Here is a 16680-nt window from a genome sequence, read left to right as displayed (position 1 = left end):
TGCTTTCTTACCATTAGCCATTAGCATACCCTTATATAACTCCCAATTGAGCTAAACGTTCTATAGTTTCCTGCTGAGTCTGGATAAAATGTTTGCGGTCTACTTCTTTGTCCAGCATGGTATTTGCTGGGTAGAAGTGGGATTGAGAGTAACTTTGTGCGTAGAGTTCCAAACGCTGTCGGGAAAGTAAATTATTTAACCCCGGTCGGCGGCGATAGCGGCGTAAAGCAGCTAAATCAATTTCTGCAAATGCTGCCATACTTTCTCCTGATGCGGTTTCAGCTAATATTAATCCTCTATAATCAATAATTTTTGAGCCACCGTCAGTAGAAGCACTAGGAATAGCTGTGTTAGCTATTCCTGCGCTATTTGCGGAAACCACATATGCCATATTTTCTACTGCACGGCAGATTTTTGCTGCTTCTTTGGGTGCTCGTTCTTTGCTATAAACTTCTGAAGTTGAATGCAGAAAAATTTCTGCCCCTCTCATTGTCAAACATCGCGCCACTTCTGGATATAAAATTTCTTCTGAAGCCAGCGCCGCCAAATTACCAATTTCTGTTTTGGCGACTGGAAAAACACCACTCAGTCCGTAGCAGTCAAGATACTTATCCCAAACATCATGGGGAGTTGGCGCAAACATAGAATTTAGCCGCCGATAGCGCAAGACTACTGTTCCAGAGGGGTCAATGACAAAGCAAGTTTGAAAGTAGAGATCTGGAAAGTTCGGGTCAATTTCGTAAGCGTTACCTGCAAGAAAAATCTTATACTGCTGTGCAATCTTACCAAGCGCTTCGTACTCTGCACCCGCCATTTCAAGACACGCTTTTTCCGCCCACACAGCTAGTGATTCTCCCATGGGAAAACCTGTGAGGAAGTATTCTGGTAGAACAATCAAACGACAGTCACCACCAATAAACGCAATACTCGCAGCAATTTGTTTTGCCAGACGGTTGATAGTATCTTGCATCAACAAGCGCACTTCTTGACGGTCAGTTAGCTGGTTAATAGCATGACAAGTCACTTGCAGTGCTAAGGCTCGAAAGGCTTCCGTATTTTCGCGATCGTCTACCATACTCTGCTTTGTCTGTACTTTTACTCATTTTACTTTGTAATCGGTGATGGGCGATCGCTTTCGTCTAGTATATAAACTTCACTCACTTAAAAACTTCTACATAAAAAACACCTACCCTTGAAAGCCCCAACGTTCTCTATCCTCGCGAATCAGTTCTGCACTATCTCTAAATGTTCGCCCTGCAAACATCTCCTGAATTTGTGTCACCATTTCTCTAGCAGTTGCAATATCGACAGATTGGTTTTGATTGGTGACAGGTTGCGTAGCTTGCTCTAGAATATATTGCAATTCTTCTTGCAAGGAGCGCTCGTGCTGTCGAGCAAGAGTTTCGAGTTTGTAAATAAGAATTGGATCTATATTGTTTATTACTAATTGAGCCATAGGAATCTTAATCAGAAACTAGTTCAGATTGTAGCGTTTCTCCGGAAACAGAGCGCCGACGAAATACAAATAGGTTACCTGTAGCCCCTCTCCCTACCCTCATTTCCTCATCTAGAAAGGAAGTTATCCATAGGGCTTCATTTTGCAAGAATTCCAATACCGGAATTTTTAATTCGGGAAAACTCCAAGCTGATATACCAAAGGGTTTGGTTGCTTGCATAGCAAATGTACTAAACTTTACCTTAGCAACTTTCTCGCGATCGCCACTCCACTGCCACAATCCATTAGCCTGTATCTGCCATTCCCCAAGGAAGGATAAGTCAAAAAGAGCACCATTGGAGGCAGAAATGCTTTCGTTACCGCCTGTCTCCAGTTGTTGCCAAACCTGTTTGATTTTGATGAGTCCCCAAAAATCTGGAATTGATGCGACGGTGCGTGTCACGACTGTTCCGCGAGAGGCATAGACTAATTGCCAATATCCGAGTAAGGTTGAGAGATGGTTTCTACTTAACGGGTATGGGATTGGATTCATGCTCTCAAGCTGTTCCACAATTTTATTGATGGTTTCTTCAGAGGACGGAAATAAAGAACGATGAAAGCCCAATGCTTCTACTCGTTCCCAAAGCTCTGTTTTCAAAGCCAATCTTGTTGCGTCATTCCCTATCATATTTTTATGTTCCAAAAGTTAGATATAGCAATGCTATCAAAGTTGTAAGATGAGAAACTACGATGGTTATTTGTTCTTTTTGCTTAACTTTTCTTATAAAAAATTCTCAACATTAGAGGTTGTTTGAAAAGTAGTTAGTTATGATTTTCATCACATTGTTACCCCCCTTAGTCCCCCCGATGTATTGGGGGGAAACAAGAAAAATCCGGTTCCCTCCCCAATCCATCGGGGAGGGTTAGGGTGGGGTAAAAAATATTTGATACGTCAATCATGACTTTTCAAACATCCTTTTAGTTATTGTATGCTTGAAAAGCAAAATAAGAGATTATGACTTCTAGAAAAAGAGATGATTCTAACAAAAATATTATCCCGGAGCGGTCTCGACCAGCTAACAAGACAGCCTCAAGTATAGCTAATAAAACTGTGCTATCTGAAAGGATATCCTATAGCGTTGCTCATGCAATTCCCGGACGGATTCGTTTTCGCATTCCTCGGCTAAGCAAGGATTCTACTTATGCTGAGAAACTAAAACAGGTGATGGAATTTGACTCTAGGGTTACAAAAGTACGTGTTAACCCCGCCGCAGCTTCCATTGTTATCGATTATTCAATAGAAATAATAAAAGATGAGCAAATGCGATCGCATCTCATTCATCTAATACAAACCGCACCAGATATAGTTATACCAACGGGAGTTACAGCTAAATCAATTGTAGGAACTATTTTTGATGCTGTAATTCATCTCATCGACACAACACGTAACATCAACCAAGCGCATAATGCTATTAAGTACCAACGATTTAGAAACGATACTTGGGAGCGCGTACTGTCTACCACAAGAAATATAATGAAAAGGCTAAAATCTGCTACCATGTTTATCCTCCCCAACAAACGATGGCAAAAGCGTCACAAGCTGGATGAAGTGGGTTTGCAGCCTTTAAAACTGCAAGCTGTTGGGGAGGGTGATTTATAGCCTTTGTGAAGTAGAAAAATGGGAATTCCTCATGTCAATAAACTCCCCAAGCAAAATCCTTTAGTTCAAGCACTACATACTGCTGTTAAAGGAAGAGCGAGATATAAAGTGAATGGGCTTTACCGTTCGGAAGCTTTTAAAAGATATCTAGAACTTAGATTGTCAAATGAGAAAGGCATTCGGCAAGTGAGTGCTAATTCTTATACAGGAAATGTTCTCGTTCTTTTTCCTTACGATCGCAACCCCAATGCCATTGCATTACTTATCCAAAATATAGTCTTTGATTACAGAAAACAGATAGAAAAATCTTCAATCGAGACGGAAACAGAAAAAAAACAAGATGTTGTGAGCAAAGCCATATTAGCAGAAACACCTTTGCAGCAACCAATAGACAAAGCGGGAAGGCAACTTATTTTACTTTCGGGAACGGCTGTTGGGACTTTAATTGCAAGCACTGTATTGCTGCACAAATTGGGTCTTGACGAAAGTATTTTGCTAGCAATTCAAAGATTACATACGCCACTTCTCGATCGCATTGCAATTGGCATAACTTCTCTCGGCGGCTCGATGGGTTTGCCGTTGATTTGTTTGGCATTTGCAACTAGTCCAGTATACTACAATCGTCGTTCAGAAGTCACGACTTTTGGTGTAGCCACACTGGGTGCGATCGCGTTAAATTCTTTGTTGAAAGAACGGTTTGGAAGAGCACGTCCAGCCCTGTGGGATTGGATTGTGAATGTAGGTCATTATAGCTTTCCTAGCGGACATGCAATGATGTCAATGGTGGTTTACGGCTTTATTGGCTACACCTTGGCAAAAGAATTTCCTCACCAAAGGAAGCAAATTTTTGCCTTGACCATTCTCTTAATTGGTGCGATCGGTTTTAGTAGACTATATTTAGGCGTACACTGGCCTACTGATGTTGCAGCTGGTTATGCAGTTGGGTTGCTATGGTTGATTGCTTGTATTCTTGGCTTTAATTTGTGGCAAAAATATCGCTTGTCAAAACAGCTAATCACTGTAAAATCCCACTAACCTTGCCATGAAAACCTCTCTTCCCCTACTCCCTTTTTTGTATAAGACTTACGCAAAGCCCCCCTTAAAAAGGGGGGCTAGGGGTTCCCTCTGGGGTTGGGGGGAGATGGGGGGATCTGTAGAGCGTAAAATCCCTAAAGTACCGTTGAGGTTGCGTAAGCCCTGTTTTTGTATACTCACTTTAAATCTCTTTTAAAAGCTCGTAAATTTCTTGACTCAAACTCTCAAATTCTTTAACCGCACTTTGAGTAGAATCTAGGAAAGTTTTATTTTTTTTGAAATCCCAGATAACAGCTTCTTCTGTGAAACAGTCTCCTACAACTTTCCGATCGTGAATTATGGTTTTGAGCAATTTAATTTCAGGAATTTTATCTAATTGGGGCAAGGCTTTCTGTTTAGAGCTACTTCTTACTGAAGCACGAGATAGATAGGCAGCTGCCACTGAAGGTAGACCGCGAGAAACTTTTCTGGCTAACTTAATTAAGCGTAGTGTTTTGTTACAAAAAGCTTCAATATCCAAACCAACTGGCTGGATTGGAGATACGGAGCTATCAGAAAAGCATAAGAGGTTTTTATTGATTTCCATTACCTCAGGTACGCCATCCACAACCACAAAGTCATACTCTTCATTCAGTTCCGGTAGCAGTTCTATTATTTTGTCTGGGTCTGTAATGTGGCTGGAAGTCATTGCGGTATCCAGATATCGCAACCAGTAATTGGAACTACCTTGCTGGTTAGCATCGACTAAATGAACTCTTTTTTTCTGATAGCGTTCCAGCCAAGAAGCAAAACTGATTGCTCCTGTGGTTTTGCCACAACCCCCTTTAATATTGCAAAATGTGATGATTGTCATTATTACGCAACTAAGTAACTAAATTACTTAAGCTAAAGAACAAGAAATTTTAGCAAGGTTTTGAATGTTTAACACAAATAAGTCTTAAATCTTTATTAGAGGTTGTTTGAAAAGTGGTTGACTGTAATTTGAGGCACTTGTCGATCCCCCCTAGCCCCCCTTAAAAAGGGGGGAGAAATACTCTTCCTTAAAAAGGGGGGAGAAATACTCTTCCTTAAAAAGGGGGGGAAATACTCTTAAAACTTATAAAGCTTTATCCCACTCTAGCTGATGAGCTAAACCATACTTCATAAAATCTTCTTCTTTAGCTTTATCGCTTTTACCAAACACACCTAAGCTATATGGATTGTCTTGCATGCGTTGCGCGACGAGTTCTTTTTCAAATCGTATTGCTTCTTCTCTGGGTTGCTCCGGTTTAAAAAAGTCTATAACCAAGACTGTTCTGTCATAATTGGTGTAATTGTGCGGACAGTGTGGATAGCTATGGTCTAAAACCATAACTTTTCCTTCATACCAGTAAAGTTGCTCGTGACATATTTTCATCGCTACATCCCCTTCTGGTACGATCAATCCTAAATAACCGCGATTCATATGAGGGTGATCGTTTACGTGCAATTTGATATCTAAACCGGGATGGAATGTACCAAAATATGCATTTCTAATGATATCATCTGTGAAGTTCGCTTTTTCTATGACGTTCGCTAAATTCGGGAAGTATTTCTCTCTTAACGCAAGTGCTTTTTCTGATGCCTCTTGGGTATTATAATCAGGGTATTGTATTTGATGTAATTGAATATATTTGTCGATAAAAAGACCTTGAAATAATATACCAAATGCACTATATTTTGAATTCCTTTTGGTTTTAATTGTTTGACTTTTCGGTCCCAGAACATCGTAAGTGAATTTTAACTCCTCATCAGATACATCCTTATTAAAGCGTGTAAATTCATCTCGGATTGCTTGCCAATTTTCTTGAAAGATGTTGAGAAAAGGAAATTGCTTGGGGTCTAGATGATACTCATTAAAGTGTTCCATTGTCTTTTCTCCTGGAAATAATCGTATTAAAAGTTACATGATGGTGAAATTCGGTCTGTGTCCCGGAACGATGCTAAAATTCCTAAATAAACTAGGGTATTAATTTCATGAGGACTGTTATTGGTTAGTAGTTAGTAGTTAGTAGCTACATCGCGTAGTTACTCAGTATTTCACCACTAACCAGTAACCACTAACTACTAACAGCCTTCACGCTAACTATGTCAATTCAATGCCTAATAACTATTTTAACGTGAGGTCTACTGTGTCTGAGGTTCCCCTATTAGATCTAATTATCAAAAATGTGCGGGTAGTGCGTCCCCACAAGGATAGTGTTGAACTGCTCGATCTGGGAATTAAGGATGGGAAATTTGCCGAGATTGCTCCTCATATTAGCCCAGACACAGGCAAAGAGGTATTTGATGCTCAAAATCTGCTGGGCTTTCCCGGTGTTGTGGATGCTCACATGCACGTGGGGATCTATCAACCTCTTGACCGAGATGCTGTGACTGAAACTAAAGCAGCTGCAATGGGGGGAGTGACTACTAGTTTGAATTACATTCGTACAGGGCAGTATTATCTTAATAAGGGCGGCTCCTATAAAGATTTTTTTCCAGAAGTTTTGGCACTTTCTCAGGGTAATTTTTTTGTTGATTACGGCTATCATATCGCCCCAATTAGCGCTCAACACATTGATGAGATGCAGATGCTGTTTGAGGAGTATGGGATTGGCTCGTTCAAAATATTTATGTTCTATGGGGGCTATGGTTTGCACGGTCTTTCCGACCATCAAAATCTTTTCTTGATGATTAATAAAGAGGAAAGGTACGATTTGGCGCACTTTGAATTTATCATGCGCGGTTTGAGCAAGCTTAGGGAAACTTATCCAGAAGCAAGCGATCGCATTAGCCTGAGTCTTCATTGCGAAGTTGCTGATATCCTCAACGCCTACACTAAAATTGTCCAACAGGATACTATGCTTACGGGTTTGAAAGCATACAGTGCTGCTCGTCCGCCCCATTCTGAAGGGTTAGCCATCTGCATTGCTTCCTACTTGGCACATGAAACCAATTGTCTCAATATAAATCTATTACATCTTAGTTCTCGTAAAGCAGTGGAAGCTGCTTTGATGATGCAAACCGTTTTTCCTCACATAAACTTCCGACGGGAAGTCACTGTTGGACACCTTTTGTTAGATGTGGATACACCTACAGGTAAATGGGCTAAGGTCAATCCTCCGATCCGTTCTCGTGCAGATGTAGAATACTTGTGGCAGGCTGTACGCGATCGCCAAGTTGATTGGATTGTCAGCGACCATGCTTGTTGTTCAGCCGAACAAAAAGTCAATCTGAAAGATCCAGAGAACATTTGGCTTGCGAAATCTGGGTTTGGGGGTACGGAATACCTCCTTTCTGGTGTTTTTAGTGAAGGTAGCAAGCGGGGTATGTCTTACAATCACATGGCTGAGTTATTAAGCTCTAATCCAGCCCAAAGGTTTGGATTGCATTCAAAAGGTGATATTGCAGTAGGTTATGATGCGGATTTAGCACTGCTAGACCCGAATGAGACTTTTGTTGTACGTGCTTCTGAGTCGGAGTCACAGCAAGGTTATACTCCGTTTGAAGGATTGGAGTTGACAGGACGGGTGAAAACTACTTTTTTACGCGGAAATAAAATTTGCGATCGCGGACAGGTGATTGGTTCGCCCAAAGGGCGTTTTTGTCGTGGTTCTCATACGAATTCTCTAAATCCTTAAAGATGTTATCAAGAGATCGTTAGTAATTTAAAAACTACCATCTAGGCTTAATTTGTCACTCATGCTTACCCATTGAGTCAACTAGCAATTTATCTTAGCAAAATGTTCCAGCAACAATTGATGAACAAACCTATATCGTTTCCCAACTTTTTGTAAGAGGAGGCGCTCCGTGCAATAGTTAAGGAAGCAAATATATTTATTTCTACTAATCAGTTTTGCTACTAAAACAAAACTTAGCCAGCCAATACATATACTAGTTAAACCAAATCCTAACCAATCCTCAAATTTGCCAAACATATTTTTATTCAGATGAATGAGTACTCCAATAATTAGTCCAGTCAGCAATATAGAAGTTCCACTAACTTTTCCTCCACCCGCTCTAGAGATAAGTTTAGCAATTCCTACATCAGCTAATATGCTAACAAGAGGTAATACACTCAGTAAAATACACACTAAGTAAATTGGCATATCGGTAAGTAACCAAATACTAAAATCCAGAATACTGGAATCATCAATTAGTAATCTGTTCGATTTTGTGACAAAGCGAAAAAGTAACGAGGAAGTAGTTTCAGCAGTTTCTAGAGTGAATGATGAATTGTTACTAGACATAATATTTAACTTATTAAACAACCATTTTCTCGAAAAAGTAAGACAAAAAATCAAAATCTCTTTGTTACTTAATTCTGATTGGTTAAGCATTAGTATTCTTAAACTAAGAAAGCCCGTCAAAATTAAGCAAAATAATTCTGCTAGCAGTGCAACTGTAATTCCCAATATTATGAAGTAACCCAAACTAATGTTAAGATTAATCAACCCACCTATTATCAGTCCAATGCTCAATCTAACTAATTTCTCATAAAATAATTTTTGCTGAGCTAAAAATTGAAGCGCTTGTACTTGCTCTAGTGTAAATTCTTTTTGCTGTTGCATCTGCTGAGCGATACAGGATAGCCAGTATTTTACTTGCTCAATGTCGTAAGTCTTAAATTTTTTATATGAATTCTCCTGTACTTCTCGATACAGCATTTCCTCTACATAAATATTAAGCAGGTATTCTAACCGTTGCGATCTTGAAGTTAATTGTTGAAACTGTTCTAGAGATAGTTTCGTGTGAGATAGAATTACGACATTTAGCCAAAATAATGCTCGTGTTATCTCCAGCAGGTTTGTATCCTGCTGAAGCAACTGCCATAATTCTGGACGTTTCAAGCAAGTTATATGAAGAAGGATCTGTTCATCAGTTAGTGGTTTTAGTAAGAGAGTTCCCTTAAGGGATAAGCGTACTAATTCTCCTGGTTGCCAGACACCTTGAACAACTTTTTCAAATTCCTCCCACTGACTACATATTGCCAGACGAGGAGGGCAGGTTGCTGATTGTAACCATTCATTAATAGCTGATACATGAGAGCCAGAAGTTCCTAGTTCTACTTCATCCAAACCGTCTAACAACGGTATGAGTCGAAACCGATTAAGCCATTTTTTTCCAAGAGTCTTCCGAACTCCATATCTCAACTTCAAATTATCAACTAACCAATCTGATATTGGTTGGTTTGCATCTTCCCGAGAAGACAAGTCGAAAATGATTGGAATTGGACAACTTGAATCGACTTCTGCTTGTTGAATTAGCTCTTGTGCTAGTTCAAGCATCATAATCGTCTTGCCAAAACCTGCCTTACCCACAATCAACAGCCTACCTGCCACATCCACACGCTCAAAAATTTCTAGAATGCTAGTTGGTAGTGATAACAATTCAATTCCCAACTCGGTTTTGAGTTCTAAAACCGATAGACGATTCAATCGTTCTAGGCGCTTCTGCTTAATAAAATTACCTGCGATAGGATAGTAGAGGAGACTTTGAAGGCGCGATTCGACTTCATTTTTTACAACTTGTAATAGTGATTGTTCGCTGGGAGATAGATTTGAATATTTTTTGGAATTGACACTGAAGAACGAAAAAAAATTTATGCGGTTATTATCTCGCCGATGCATGATTCACGAAATCCTTTACCTCTCTAAACAGTTCTGAAAGTGTAACAACTCTGTAACCTCTCCTATTAAGTTCTGGTAGAATTGTTTCTAAAGTTAATGCTGTTCTTCTACCTCTAGAACCACCATCGTGTAAAACAATAATGGAGCCAGGACGAACATTAAACAAAATGTGTTTTGATGCAAACCAAGACGAATGGATATGAGTATCGAAAGGAAATAGCGATCCAAGTACAATGTGGTATCCATACTTTTGAGCAGTTTCTACCATTGTGGTGTTGTACAAACCAGATGCAGGACGTAACCAATATGGTTTTGCAAATCTAGAGAGTGATATGTTAGCTTCAAGTAAATCTGATTCAAACTCTTGAGGCGAGAGTTTAATACTTGGTTTATCTTCTGTGAGATGGTTACCTAATTCATTCTTATTAGCAACTATTTCTGCAACAACAGATTCATTATCTTTCACTCTATTACTTATTAAAAAAAAGGTTGCCCGTGCTTCATAGGACTGGAGAACCTCCAAGATTTTTGGTGTTGTAATAGCGTCTGGTCCGTCATCAATTGTTAGTGCAACTATTAGTTTGCTTGTTTCAGCAAAATATATTGCTCCAGGAATCATTTTATTAACAATAGAAAATACCCATCTTGGCTGAAAAACTAGAATTAGAATAGTGCTTAGTCCAAGCAATAATAAAGATACTAAAATATAAGTAAACATACAGCAGATTGAAGGAGCGGAATCGATAGAATTTCATAAAAAGAAGTAATTAAATGTCTGAATTTAGCAAGTTTCTATGATTTATCTTGTTCCGTCTCACATTCAATCTTTCCAACTTTATGAATAATTGCATAAAATTCTTCGTACAATTTTGTGAGAGCCTCCCCATTTTGTGCATTCTTGATTTTCTGCTCAATAACAAGCAATTCAGCTTCAACTTGAGCATATTCTCCTGCTTTCCCCTTAACACGAAACTCCTTATTTGCCGACTGAGAAAGAACGCCGACTGAGCCAGAGATTGCTATTCCAAATTTAATCAAGTCTTTATAATCCTGACTATCAATAACTCCTAAAACTGTGGTAACTGCGGTCAAGGTTATACCGGCTACGGTTAAAGTAATGTTCCACCAGTGATTAATAATTCGTAGTTTACTAACTCTTTCCCTTCGAAATTTCTGAACTTCCTCTAGAAAAGCGCTCTCTTTTTCAATTGGAGTACTAGCCATTACTACCTCTTTCAGAATAACTTTGTGGTGAATAAATACTCAACATCTACAGATAACTTTCAGATTCCTGTCTTAACTAAGATTTGCAGCACAAGTACAAGTAGCACTAAACCAACCTAAAATTGCTGAGTTAAGACAGATATGGGGATGCAGAGAACTTTAAAATTTGCAAACTTGACTTGATGAAGTACTACATAAAAATTTTCTCCTTTTGAAGATAAATTTGATAGTATTTAGACTTTAAACTACCTGTTAGTACGCAGTGTATCTTAAATTTCACATTAATAAGTTCTTTTTGCCAAAGCGGTTCTTGGCTGAGTTGTGCTTTATCTAAAACAATAACATCTGGACGTAATGCCGTTGCTTCTGCGGCGGGTGGTTTAATCAAACAAGTTTTGGGAATCAACCAGTTGAAATTAGTACGAAGAATTTCAGCATAAATTCTACCAGCAATATTTCCTGCGACCTCTTCATGGGAACCAGTTGGTTCCATGTCACGTAATTCTCCGTCTATAAGTTCGTAACGGGGATTATCCCTATACTCAATAATAAATTGCTCGAAAGTGAGAAGCTTGGGTGAGGTGTAGACCATAGTTCATATTGTGATAGCGGGTGATTTTATTTTAGTAACTCCATTAGGACGAGGGTTATCAGCTACTCCCTTTGGGCTCTAAAATTACCGATCTTTGTAGGGTGGGCACTACCCACCAAAGCGCGAATAATGGGCAGTGTCCACCCTACGTGTTTGGGTAATCATAAGAGCACGCCCAGGGAGTAACCACTCCTTCTGACCCGTCAGAAAAAGTTAGAATCCGTCAGTATCCGTAATAAATAGTATCCAATTTATACAAATAGTTTCAAAAATTACGTAATCGTCCAGTGGAAGTTGAATCCTAAATCATCAAACAAAAAACAAAAGGGATAAAACAATGGACGCTAACATGATTCTCGAACAATGCCAACTGATTAACAATCAATCCTCAAAGAAGCACATTACAATTTTAGGCGCAGGAATTGCAGGTTTGGTAGCCGCTTACGAACTCGAACGCTTGGGACATACTGTTGAGATATTAGAAGGTAGCCCGCGCATCGGCGGACGGGTATGGACACACCGCTTTGGTAATGAACCCGATGCTCCTTATGCCGAACTTGGAGCTATGCGTATTCCTAGCGACCACCAACTGACACTGCACTATGTCCAAGAAATGGGATTAGGTGACAAGCTGTGCAAGTTTATGACCGTGTTTGAGGAAAGCAACGCCAAAATGAACATTAACGGTCAAGTGCTGAAGATGAAAGACGCACCAAGAGTGCTGCAACTTTCAGAAGGTGGTTTATTAACTGATACGCGCTACAGCGAACAAACTCGCAATTTTGCGGCTTGGCTTAAAACTATTATTAATACCATCGCACCTGGTAATCTCCGTTCCGATTTTGAGCGCGACTTACAATCTCACCTGATGGATGAGTTGGAGCGCTTGGATTTAAACCCTTACTTTAGCGAAGACGGCGAAACCATCGATTTGCACTCCTTCTTAACTCAAAACCCTAGCTTCCGCGCTAAGTGTTCTCAAGGGTTAGACATTTTCCTTGGCGACATCATGACCGAAACCAGCCATGACTTGTTACAACTCAAAGGTGGAATGGATCAATTAATCCAACGCTTAGCAACTTCAATCAAAGCGGATATCAAGTGCAATGCTGAAGTAGTCGCCTTGCGGGTGGAAAAAGACCATACCCAGATCGCTTGGAAGCAAAACGGTCAAATCCACATTAAAAAATGCGATTACGTATTATGCACCATTCCATTCTCCATACTCCGCAAAATGGAATTGAGTGGTTTTGATGAGCAGAAGTTAGACTCCATCCACAACACCGTTTACTGTCCTGGTACAAAAGTAGCTTTTCATACCAAGGAAGCCTTCTGGGCAAAAGAGGGTATCAAAGGTGGAGCTTCCTTCAGTGGTGAAGGTGTACGTCAAACATATTACCCAAGTGTGAAGTTCAATCCAGAGCGTGGTAGCGTGATGTTAGCAAGTTACACCATCGGTGATGATGCCTATCGCATGGGTAAGATGTCTGAGCTTGAACGTTTTAACTACGTGCAAAATACAGTCAGCAAACTTCACCCAGAACTGAATGCATCCGGTGCGATTGTGGACAAAGCAACCATTGCTTGGGGCGAGTATAAGTGGAGTGCAGGTGGATGCACGATTCATTGGGATGACAGCGAATCCAATTACTTGGCAGCACAAAGACCGCAAAACACCCTGTTCTTTGCAGGCGAACACTGCTCTAGATTTCCTGCATGGCTGCAAGGTTCTATTGAGTCCTCTCTCGAAGCAGTGTGTGACATTTTGAAGCACAAGCAAGTGACAAAATCCACTGCTGTCAACACCATTTCTCGCAACAATCGTCAGTTGGTAACAGTTTAGCAGTGACCCTTACGGGTTCGCCAGTCGCCTACGGCGGGAGACCCGCCTGCAGCGCTGGACTCACCAGTGACCAGTAACCAATCCCCAATCCCTCTTTCCAAAATGGAGGTAAAGATTAAGAAAATTTAACAGTTTGTCTATGTTTTATACCCTTTAGTTCATACCCGCCACGTGCGGGTTTTTTGATGAGTAGACGTCAGTATTTAGAAATAAAAATTAAATAAGGTACAAATTTATCCGCGTCCATCTGCTACAGGCTGCGGTTATAACATCAATGCATTTATTATTGAGATGAGAGAGAAAAGAAAAGGATTGGGAGAGGTAATCGCAACATTAGTGCAAGTACCTGAATGATAAATGTGGATGCTCCCAACGAGACAAGCAAGAAAATTGGTATTGTTGATTGATACTTAACTATGAAATATCAGTTGGTCAAATAATTTCAAGACGATGAAAAAAACATTTTTAACTATTGTCGCCGTTGTTACCGTATTTATTCTTTTAATATCTCTTCGGACTCAAGCTACAAGTCAAACACCAACTCTTTGGGGTCTCTATGAGAATAATTTGAAAACTGCAAAATACGTCGATCTCACTCATGCGTTTAATCCAACTATCCCTGTATGGTCTGGCTTTAAGAAAGCTAAGTTTAGACCAACTGTAGCCGGAACAGACATACCAAACTACATCCAAACGGGACAGGAGTATACTTACAAAGCTCATGGGTTTATTGCGACGGGCTATGAACTTCCTACCGACCAGTATGGAACACAACTCGATCCCCCTGCTCACTGGAACGATTACGGCGCAACTATTAGCGATCTTCCTGCAACTTATGCTGTTAGACCGTTAGTTGTCATTGATATTCATGAAAAAGTGGCAGTAGACTCTGGGTATCATGCAACTGTTGGGGATATTTTGGCTTGGGAGAAAAAATACGGTAGAATTCCGAAGGGTGCAGTGGTGATGATTCGTTCCGACTGGTATAAGAAGTGGTCTAATGTTGAACGATTTAATCAAAAGCCGTTTCCTGGAATCACTCTAGATGCTCTCAAGTTTCTGCATCAACAACGCAATATATTATTTCACGGTCATGAACCTCTAGACACGGACACAACGCCAACTTTAGAAGGCGAAGCATGGCTCCTACGCAATCACTATACCCAAGCCGAAGGTGTTGCTAATCTAGATCGAGTGCCAGAAACTGGTGCTCTGGTTACCATTGGTTTTGCCAAGCCAGAAGGAGGTACGGGGGGATTTGCGCGTTATATTGCTATTTGTCCATCTAACTGGTCGCATGGTGTATCTGTTATTGAAGCTCCTGGTGCTCCTTTGCCAAAACAACGCTATCAACTTCAGCGCGATACTAATGGAGTCCTTAAACCAACTCAATCATAGTTGAGTGTGGAACGCGATCGCTGCACGTGCGTGTTCCAAAATGCGATCGCTCATCCAGTTGGCGATTTGGAAGTCGCTCGATGGAGTGGTCAGTCTCTTTCAAGCGGTCAACTGGCACAAATCTATGGCTTTACAGATCTCGACGGCTCTCAGCTCGATGCTTTTCGTTACATTCAGCAGGTACAGGAAGTTGGTAAACCTCCTAATGCTACAGGATACAGGTAAAAAATTCTTTATTTGGTGGGCAATGCCCACCCTACAATACTTAGAATTTTTCACAAATCATTTATGATTCCTTTGTACTTGTCAATGTGTTGAACGGTAGAGACATAAAGCATTTTCACGTAAAATTGCGACAGCGATCGCCTCAGCTTCAGCAACAGTAATGTCACTAGGAACTCTCACCGAAGCTTCCCGATTATCTAATCCCCAACAGCGAAAAGCACCACTCCAACTATGAGGACGAATGCGGCGATAAGAATTAGTACTTGGAGTCGTTAGTGCCATCAGTGCCGGAAGATGGTGGGATACCAGCGATAAATTGTAATGCTATTGGAGATAAACCACAGATACCTTGGGGATCGCCTAAGAGGTTTTTCTCATCATGCCAAAGGCTAAAATGGATGTGACAACCACTGCCAGCTGTATCGGGAAAGATTTTGGGTAAGAAGGAAGCGGTGAGGTTGTGACGGTGGGCGATCGCTTTGATAGTTTCAAGGGAAAGCAATCTGCCAGTCAGCCGCTTGCAAAGCATCGGTGTATCGCATGGAAATTTCATGCTGACCGGGACCCGATTCTGGATAATATTGTTCTACAGGTATACCTTGGGCGATGAGTGCATCAGCAATTCCATTAATGACTTCATAGTTGAGATCCATTGCTTGAGTTGAGGCGAACACTGTGGAATCAGCAGGAATAATACCGTCCGGTGTTTGCCGCACCAAGTAAAACTCATTTTCAAAAGCTGCTCGTACTTCCAAACCTTGAGATTTAGCTGTGGCAATCATCCGCTTTAAGAAATTTCGCGGGCATAACGCCCAAGCAGAACCATTAAGTACCATGTTACCCATAGCACGAGCATGACCGGGGGCATAAGGCAAGGGCTTCAGGCTAGACCAATCTGGTACTAAGCGAATTTCACCGACTGGACCTAAATCAGTTTCTGGGACAACTGCATCATACATCACAGGAATTCCCTGTTGACCGACGGAAATACCCACCCCATGCTCAAAGTAGTGAGATAGCATATCTACGTGTACGGCTTTGCCACGGATAATGTTGGCATTATCACACCAAAGAAATCGCACGAATTTAACACCTGTTTCTTCCAGAAACTTACGTGTTTCTTGAAAATTATTTTTTTCAACCATTGCTATTTATCTTTTAGGTCTGGCAAGTTTTTTAACGCATCACCTATGACCACCTCAGCATTAATCTGGTATTTTTTCAAGAAATTGCACTCAAAGTGCGGTTTTCAATTGGGTACAATACATAAAAAAGTTATGGAACCGCAGATGAACGCAGACGAACGCGGATAAATTTGTACCTCACTCAAATGCAAACCACTATAAATTTAGTTGGTATCCTTGAACGCACAAAGCGCTCTCCTATTCGGAGAGCGCCTTTTATTTAGTTATTGATGCTATCTAGTATCGTCCGGCAATGATTAACCGTTGATAGCAGGAGCGCTGATTGCGACAGGTGCAACTTCAGCAGATGCCAAGTCGAGAGGGAAGTTGTGAGCGTTGCGCTCGTGCATCACTTCCATACCCAGGTTGGCGCGGTTGAGGATGTCTGCCCAGGTTCCGATCGCACGACCTTGTGAGTCAATCACGGACTGGTTGAAGTTGAATCCGTTGAGGT

General features: G+C 40.8%; 14 protein-coding genes and 3 pseudogenes. 6 read left to right on the top strand and 11 right to left on the bottom strand.

Annotation, left to right across the window (positions count from 1 at the left end):
• Positions 1-31 precede the first annotated feature (31 nt).
• The 3 genes from ACKTT2_RS49400 to ACKTT2_RS49390 form a co-directional block, all read right to left on the bottom strand.
• On the bottom strand, positions 32-1075 hold the full coding sequence (locus ACKTT2_RS49400; protein ID WP_407900470.1) for a nitrilase-related carbon-nitrogen hydrolase: 1044 nt from the start codon (positions 1073-1075) through the stop codon (positions 32-34).
• Positions 1076-1186: 111 nt separating this feature from the next.
• The gene (locus tag ACKTT2_RS49395; RefSeq protein WP_407900469.1) at positions 1187-1456 is read right to left on the bottom strand and encodes a FitA-like ribbon-helix-helix domain-containing protein; all 270 of its coding nucleotides are present in this window, start codon (positions 1454-1456) and stop codon (positions 1187-1189) included.
• Positions 1457-1463: 7 nt separating this feature from the next.
• Positions 1464-2123 carry a PAP/fibrillin family protein gene (locus ACKTT2_RS49390; protein ID WP_407900468.1) on the bottom strand — a complete coding sequence of 220 codons (660 nt, stop codon included), beginning with the start codon at positions 2121-2123 and terminating at the stop codon, positions 1464-1466.
• A 327-nt stretch (positions 2124-2450) separates the two neighbouring features.
• Between ACKTT2_RS49390 and ACKTT2_RS49385 the strand changes: the two genes are divergently transcribed.
• The gene (locus ACKTT2_RS49385; protein WP_407900467.1) at positions 2451-3095 is read left to right on the top strand and encodes an HMA2 domain-containing protein; all 645 of its coding nucleotides are present in this window, start codon (positions 2451-2453) and stop codon (positions 3093-3095) included.
• 18 nt (positions 3096-3113) lie between these two features.
• Positions 3114-4130: a phosphatase PAP2 family protein gene (locus ACKTT2_RS49380; protein WP_407900466.1), complete on the top strand. Its 1017-nt coding sequence runs from the start codon at positions 3114-3116 to the stop codon at positions 4128-4130.
• Between the two features lie 181 nt (positions 4131-4311).
• Here the strand turns inward: ACKTT2_RS49380 and ACKTT2_RS49375 are convergent, their stop codons facing one another.
• Together ACKTT2_RS49375 and ACKTT2_RS49370 are read right to left on the bottom strand one after the other, a co-directional pair.
• A complete protein-coding gene (locus ACKTT2_RS49375) occupies positions 4312-4983 on the bottom strand; it encodes an AAA family ATPase (protein ID WP_407900465.1) in 672 nt (223 codons plus the stop codon).
• Positions 4984-5226: 243 nt separating this feature from the next.
• Positions 5227-6018, bottom strand: coding sequence for an aspartyl/asparaginyl beta-hydroxylase domain-containing protein (locus ACKTT2_RS49370; RefSeq protein WP_407900464.1), 792 nt, complete (start codon positions 6016-6018; stop codon positions 5227-5229).
• Between the two features lie 262 nt (positions 6019-6280).
• On the opposite strand from ACKTT2_RS49370, the gene ACKTT2_RS49365 reads away from it, so the two are divergent.
• Positions 6281-7771: an amidohydrolase family protein gene (locus ACKTT2_RS49365; protein ID WP_407900463.1), complete on the top strand. Its 1491-nt coding sequence runs from the start codon at positions 6281-6283 to the stop codon at positions 7769-7771.
• Positions 7772-7852: 81 nt separating this feature from the next.
• Here ACKTT2_RS49365 and ACKTT2_RS49360 read toward each other — a convergent pair whose 3' ends face one another.
• From ACKTT2_RS49360 to ACKTT2_RS49345, 4 genes and pseudogenes are all read right to left on the bottom strand, one after another.
• Positions 7853-9760 (bottom strand): NACHT domain-containing protein, encoded by a 1908-nt coding sequence (locus ACKTT2_RS49360; RefSeq protein ID WP_407900462.1) that lies wholly within the window; start codon positions 9758-9760, stop codon positions 7853-7855.
• Positions 9744-10379, bottom strand: coding sequence for a chitin deacetylase family protein (locus tag ACKTT2_RS49355; RefSeq protein ID WP_407900461.1), 636 nt, complete (start codon positions 10377-10379; stop codon positions 9744-9746). Before ACKTT2_RS49355 ends, ACKTT2_RS49360 begins: the two co-directional genes overlap by 17 nt.
• A gap of 173 nt (positions 10380-10552) precedes the next feature.
• The gene (locus ACKTT2_RS49350) at positions 10553-10984 is read right to left on the bottom strand and encodes a hypothetical protein (RefSeq protein WP_407900460.1); all 432 of its coding nucleotides are present in this window, start codon (positions 10982-10984) and stop codon (positions 10553-10555) included.
• A gap of 283 nt (positions 10985-11267) precedes the next feature.
• Positions 11268-11576: pseudogene (locus ACKTT2_RS49345) on the bottom strand (Uma2 family endonuclease); the annotation flags it as partial.
• A 337-nt stretch (positions 11577-11913) separates the two neighbouring features.
• On the opposite strand from ACKTT2_RS49345, the gene ACKTT2_RS49340 reads away from it, so the two are divergent.
• The 3 genes from ACKTT2_RS49340 (at position 11914) to ACKTT2_RS49330 (ending at position 15042) form a co-directional block, all read left to right on the top strand.
• Entirely contained in the window at positions 11914-13419 is a 1506-nt protein-coding gene (locus ACKTT2_RS49340) for a flavin monoamine oxidase family protein (protein WP_407900459.1), read from the top strand.
• A gap of 450 nt (positions 13420-13869) precedes the next feature.
• Positions 13870-14817 (top strand): cyclase family protein, encoded by a 948-nt coding sequence (locus ACKTT2_RS49335; RefSeq protein WP_407900458.1) that lies wholly within the window; start codon positions 13870-13872, stop codon positions 14815-14817.
• Positions 14818-15042 (top strand): hypothetical protein, encoded by a 225-nt coding sequence (locus ACKTT2_RS49330; protein WP_407900457.1) that lies wholly within the window; start codon positions 14818-14820, stop codon positions 15040-15042. It abuts the gene before it with no gap.
• Positions 15043-15123: 81 nt separating this feature from the next.
• Here the strand turns inward: ACKTT2_RS49330 and ACKTT2_RS49325 are convergent.
• Positions 15124-16187, bottom strand: a pseudogene (locus ACKTT2_RS49325) (glutamine synthetase family protein).
• A 296-nt stretch (positions 16188-16483) separates the two neighbouring features.
• Positions 16484-16680 (bottom strand): annotated as a pseudogene (locus tag ACKTT2_RS49320) (photosystem II q(b) protein); the annotation flags it as partial.

The organism is Scytonema hankhaensis NUACC26 (genome assembly GCF_045865695.1).
GTDB lineage: Bacteria > Cyanobacteriota > Cyanobacteriia > Cyanobacteriales > Nostocaceae > Scytonema.
The sequence above is the reverse complement of the archived record's forward strand: the minus strand, read 5'-3'. Positions and strand labels throughout refer to the sequence as shown.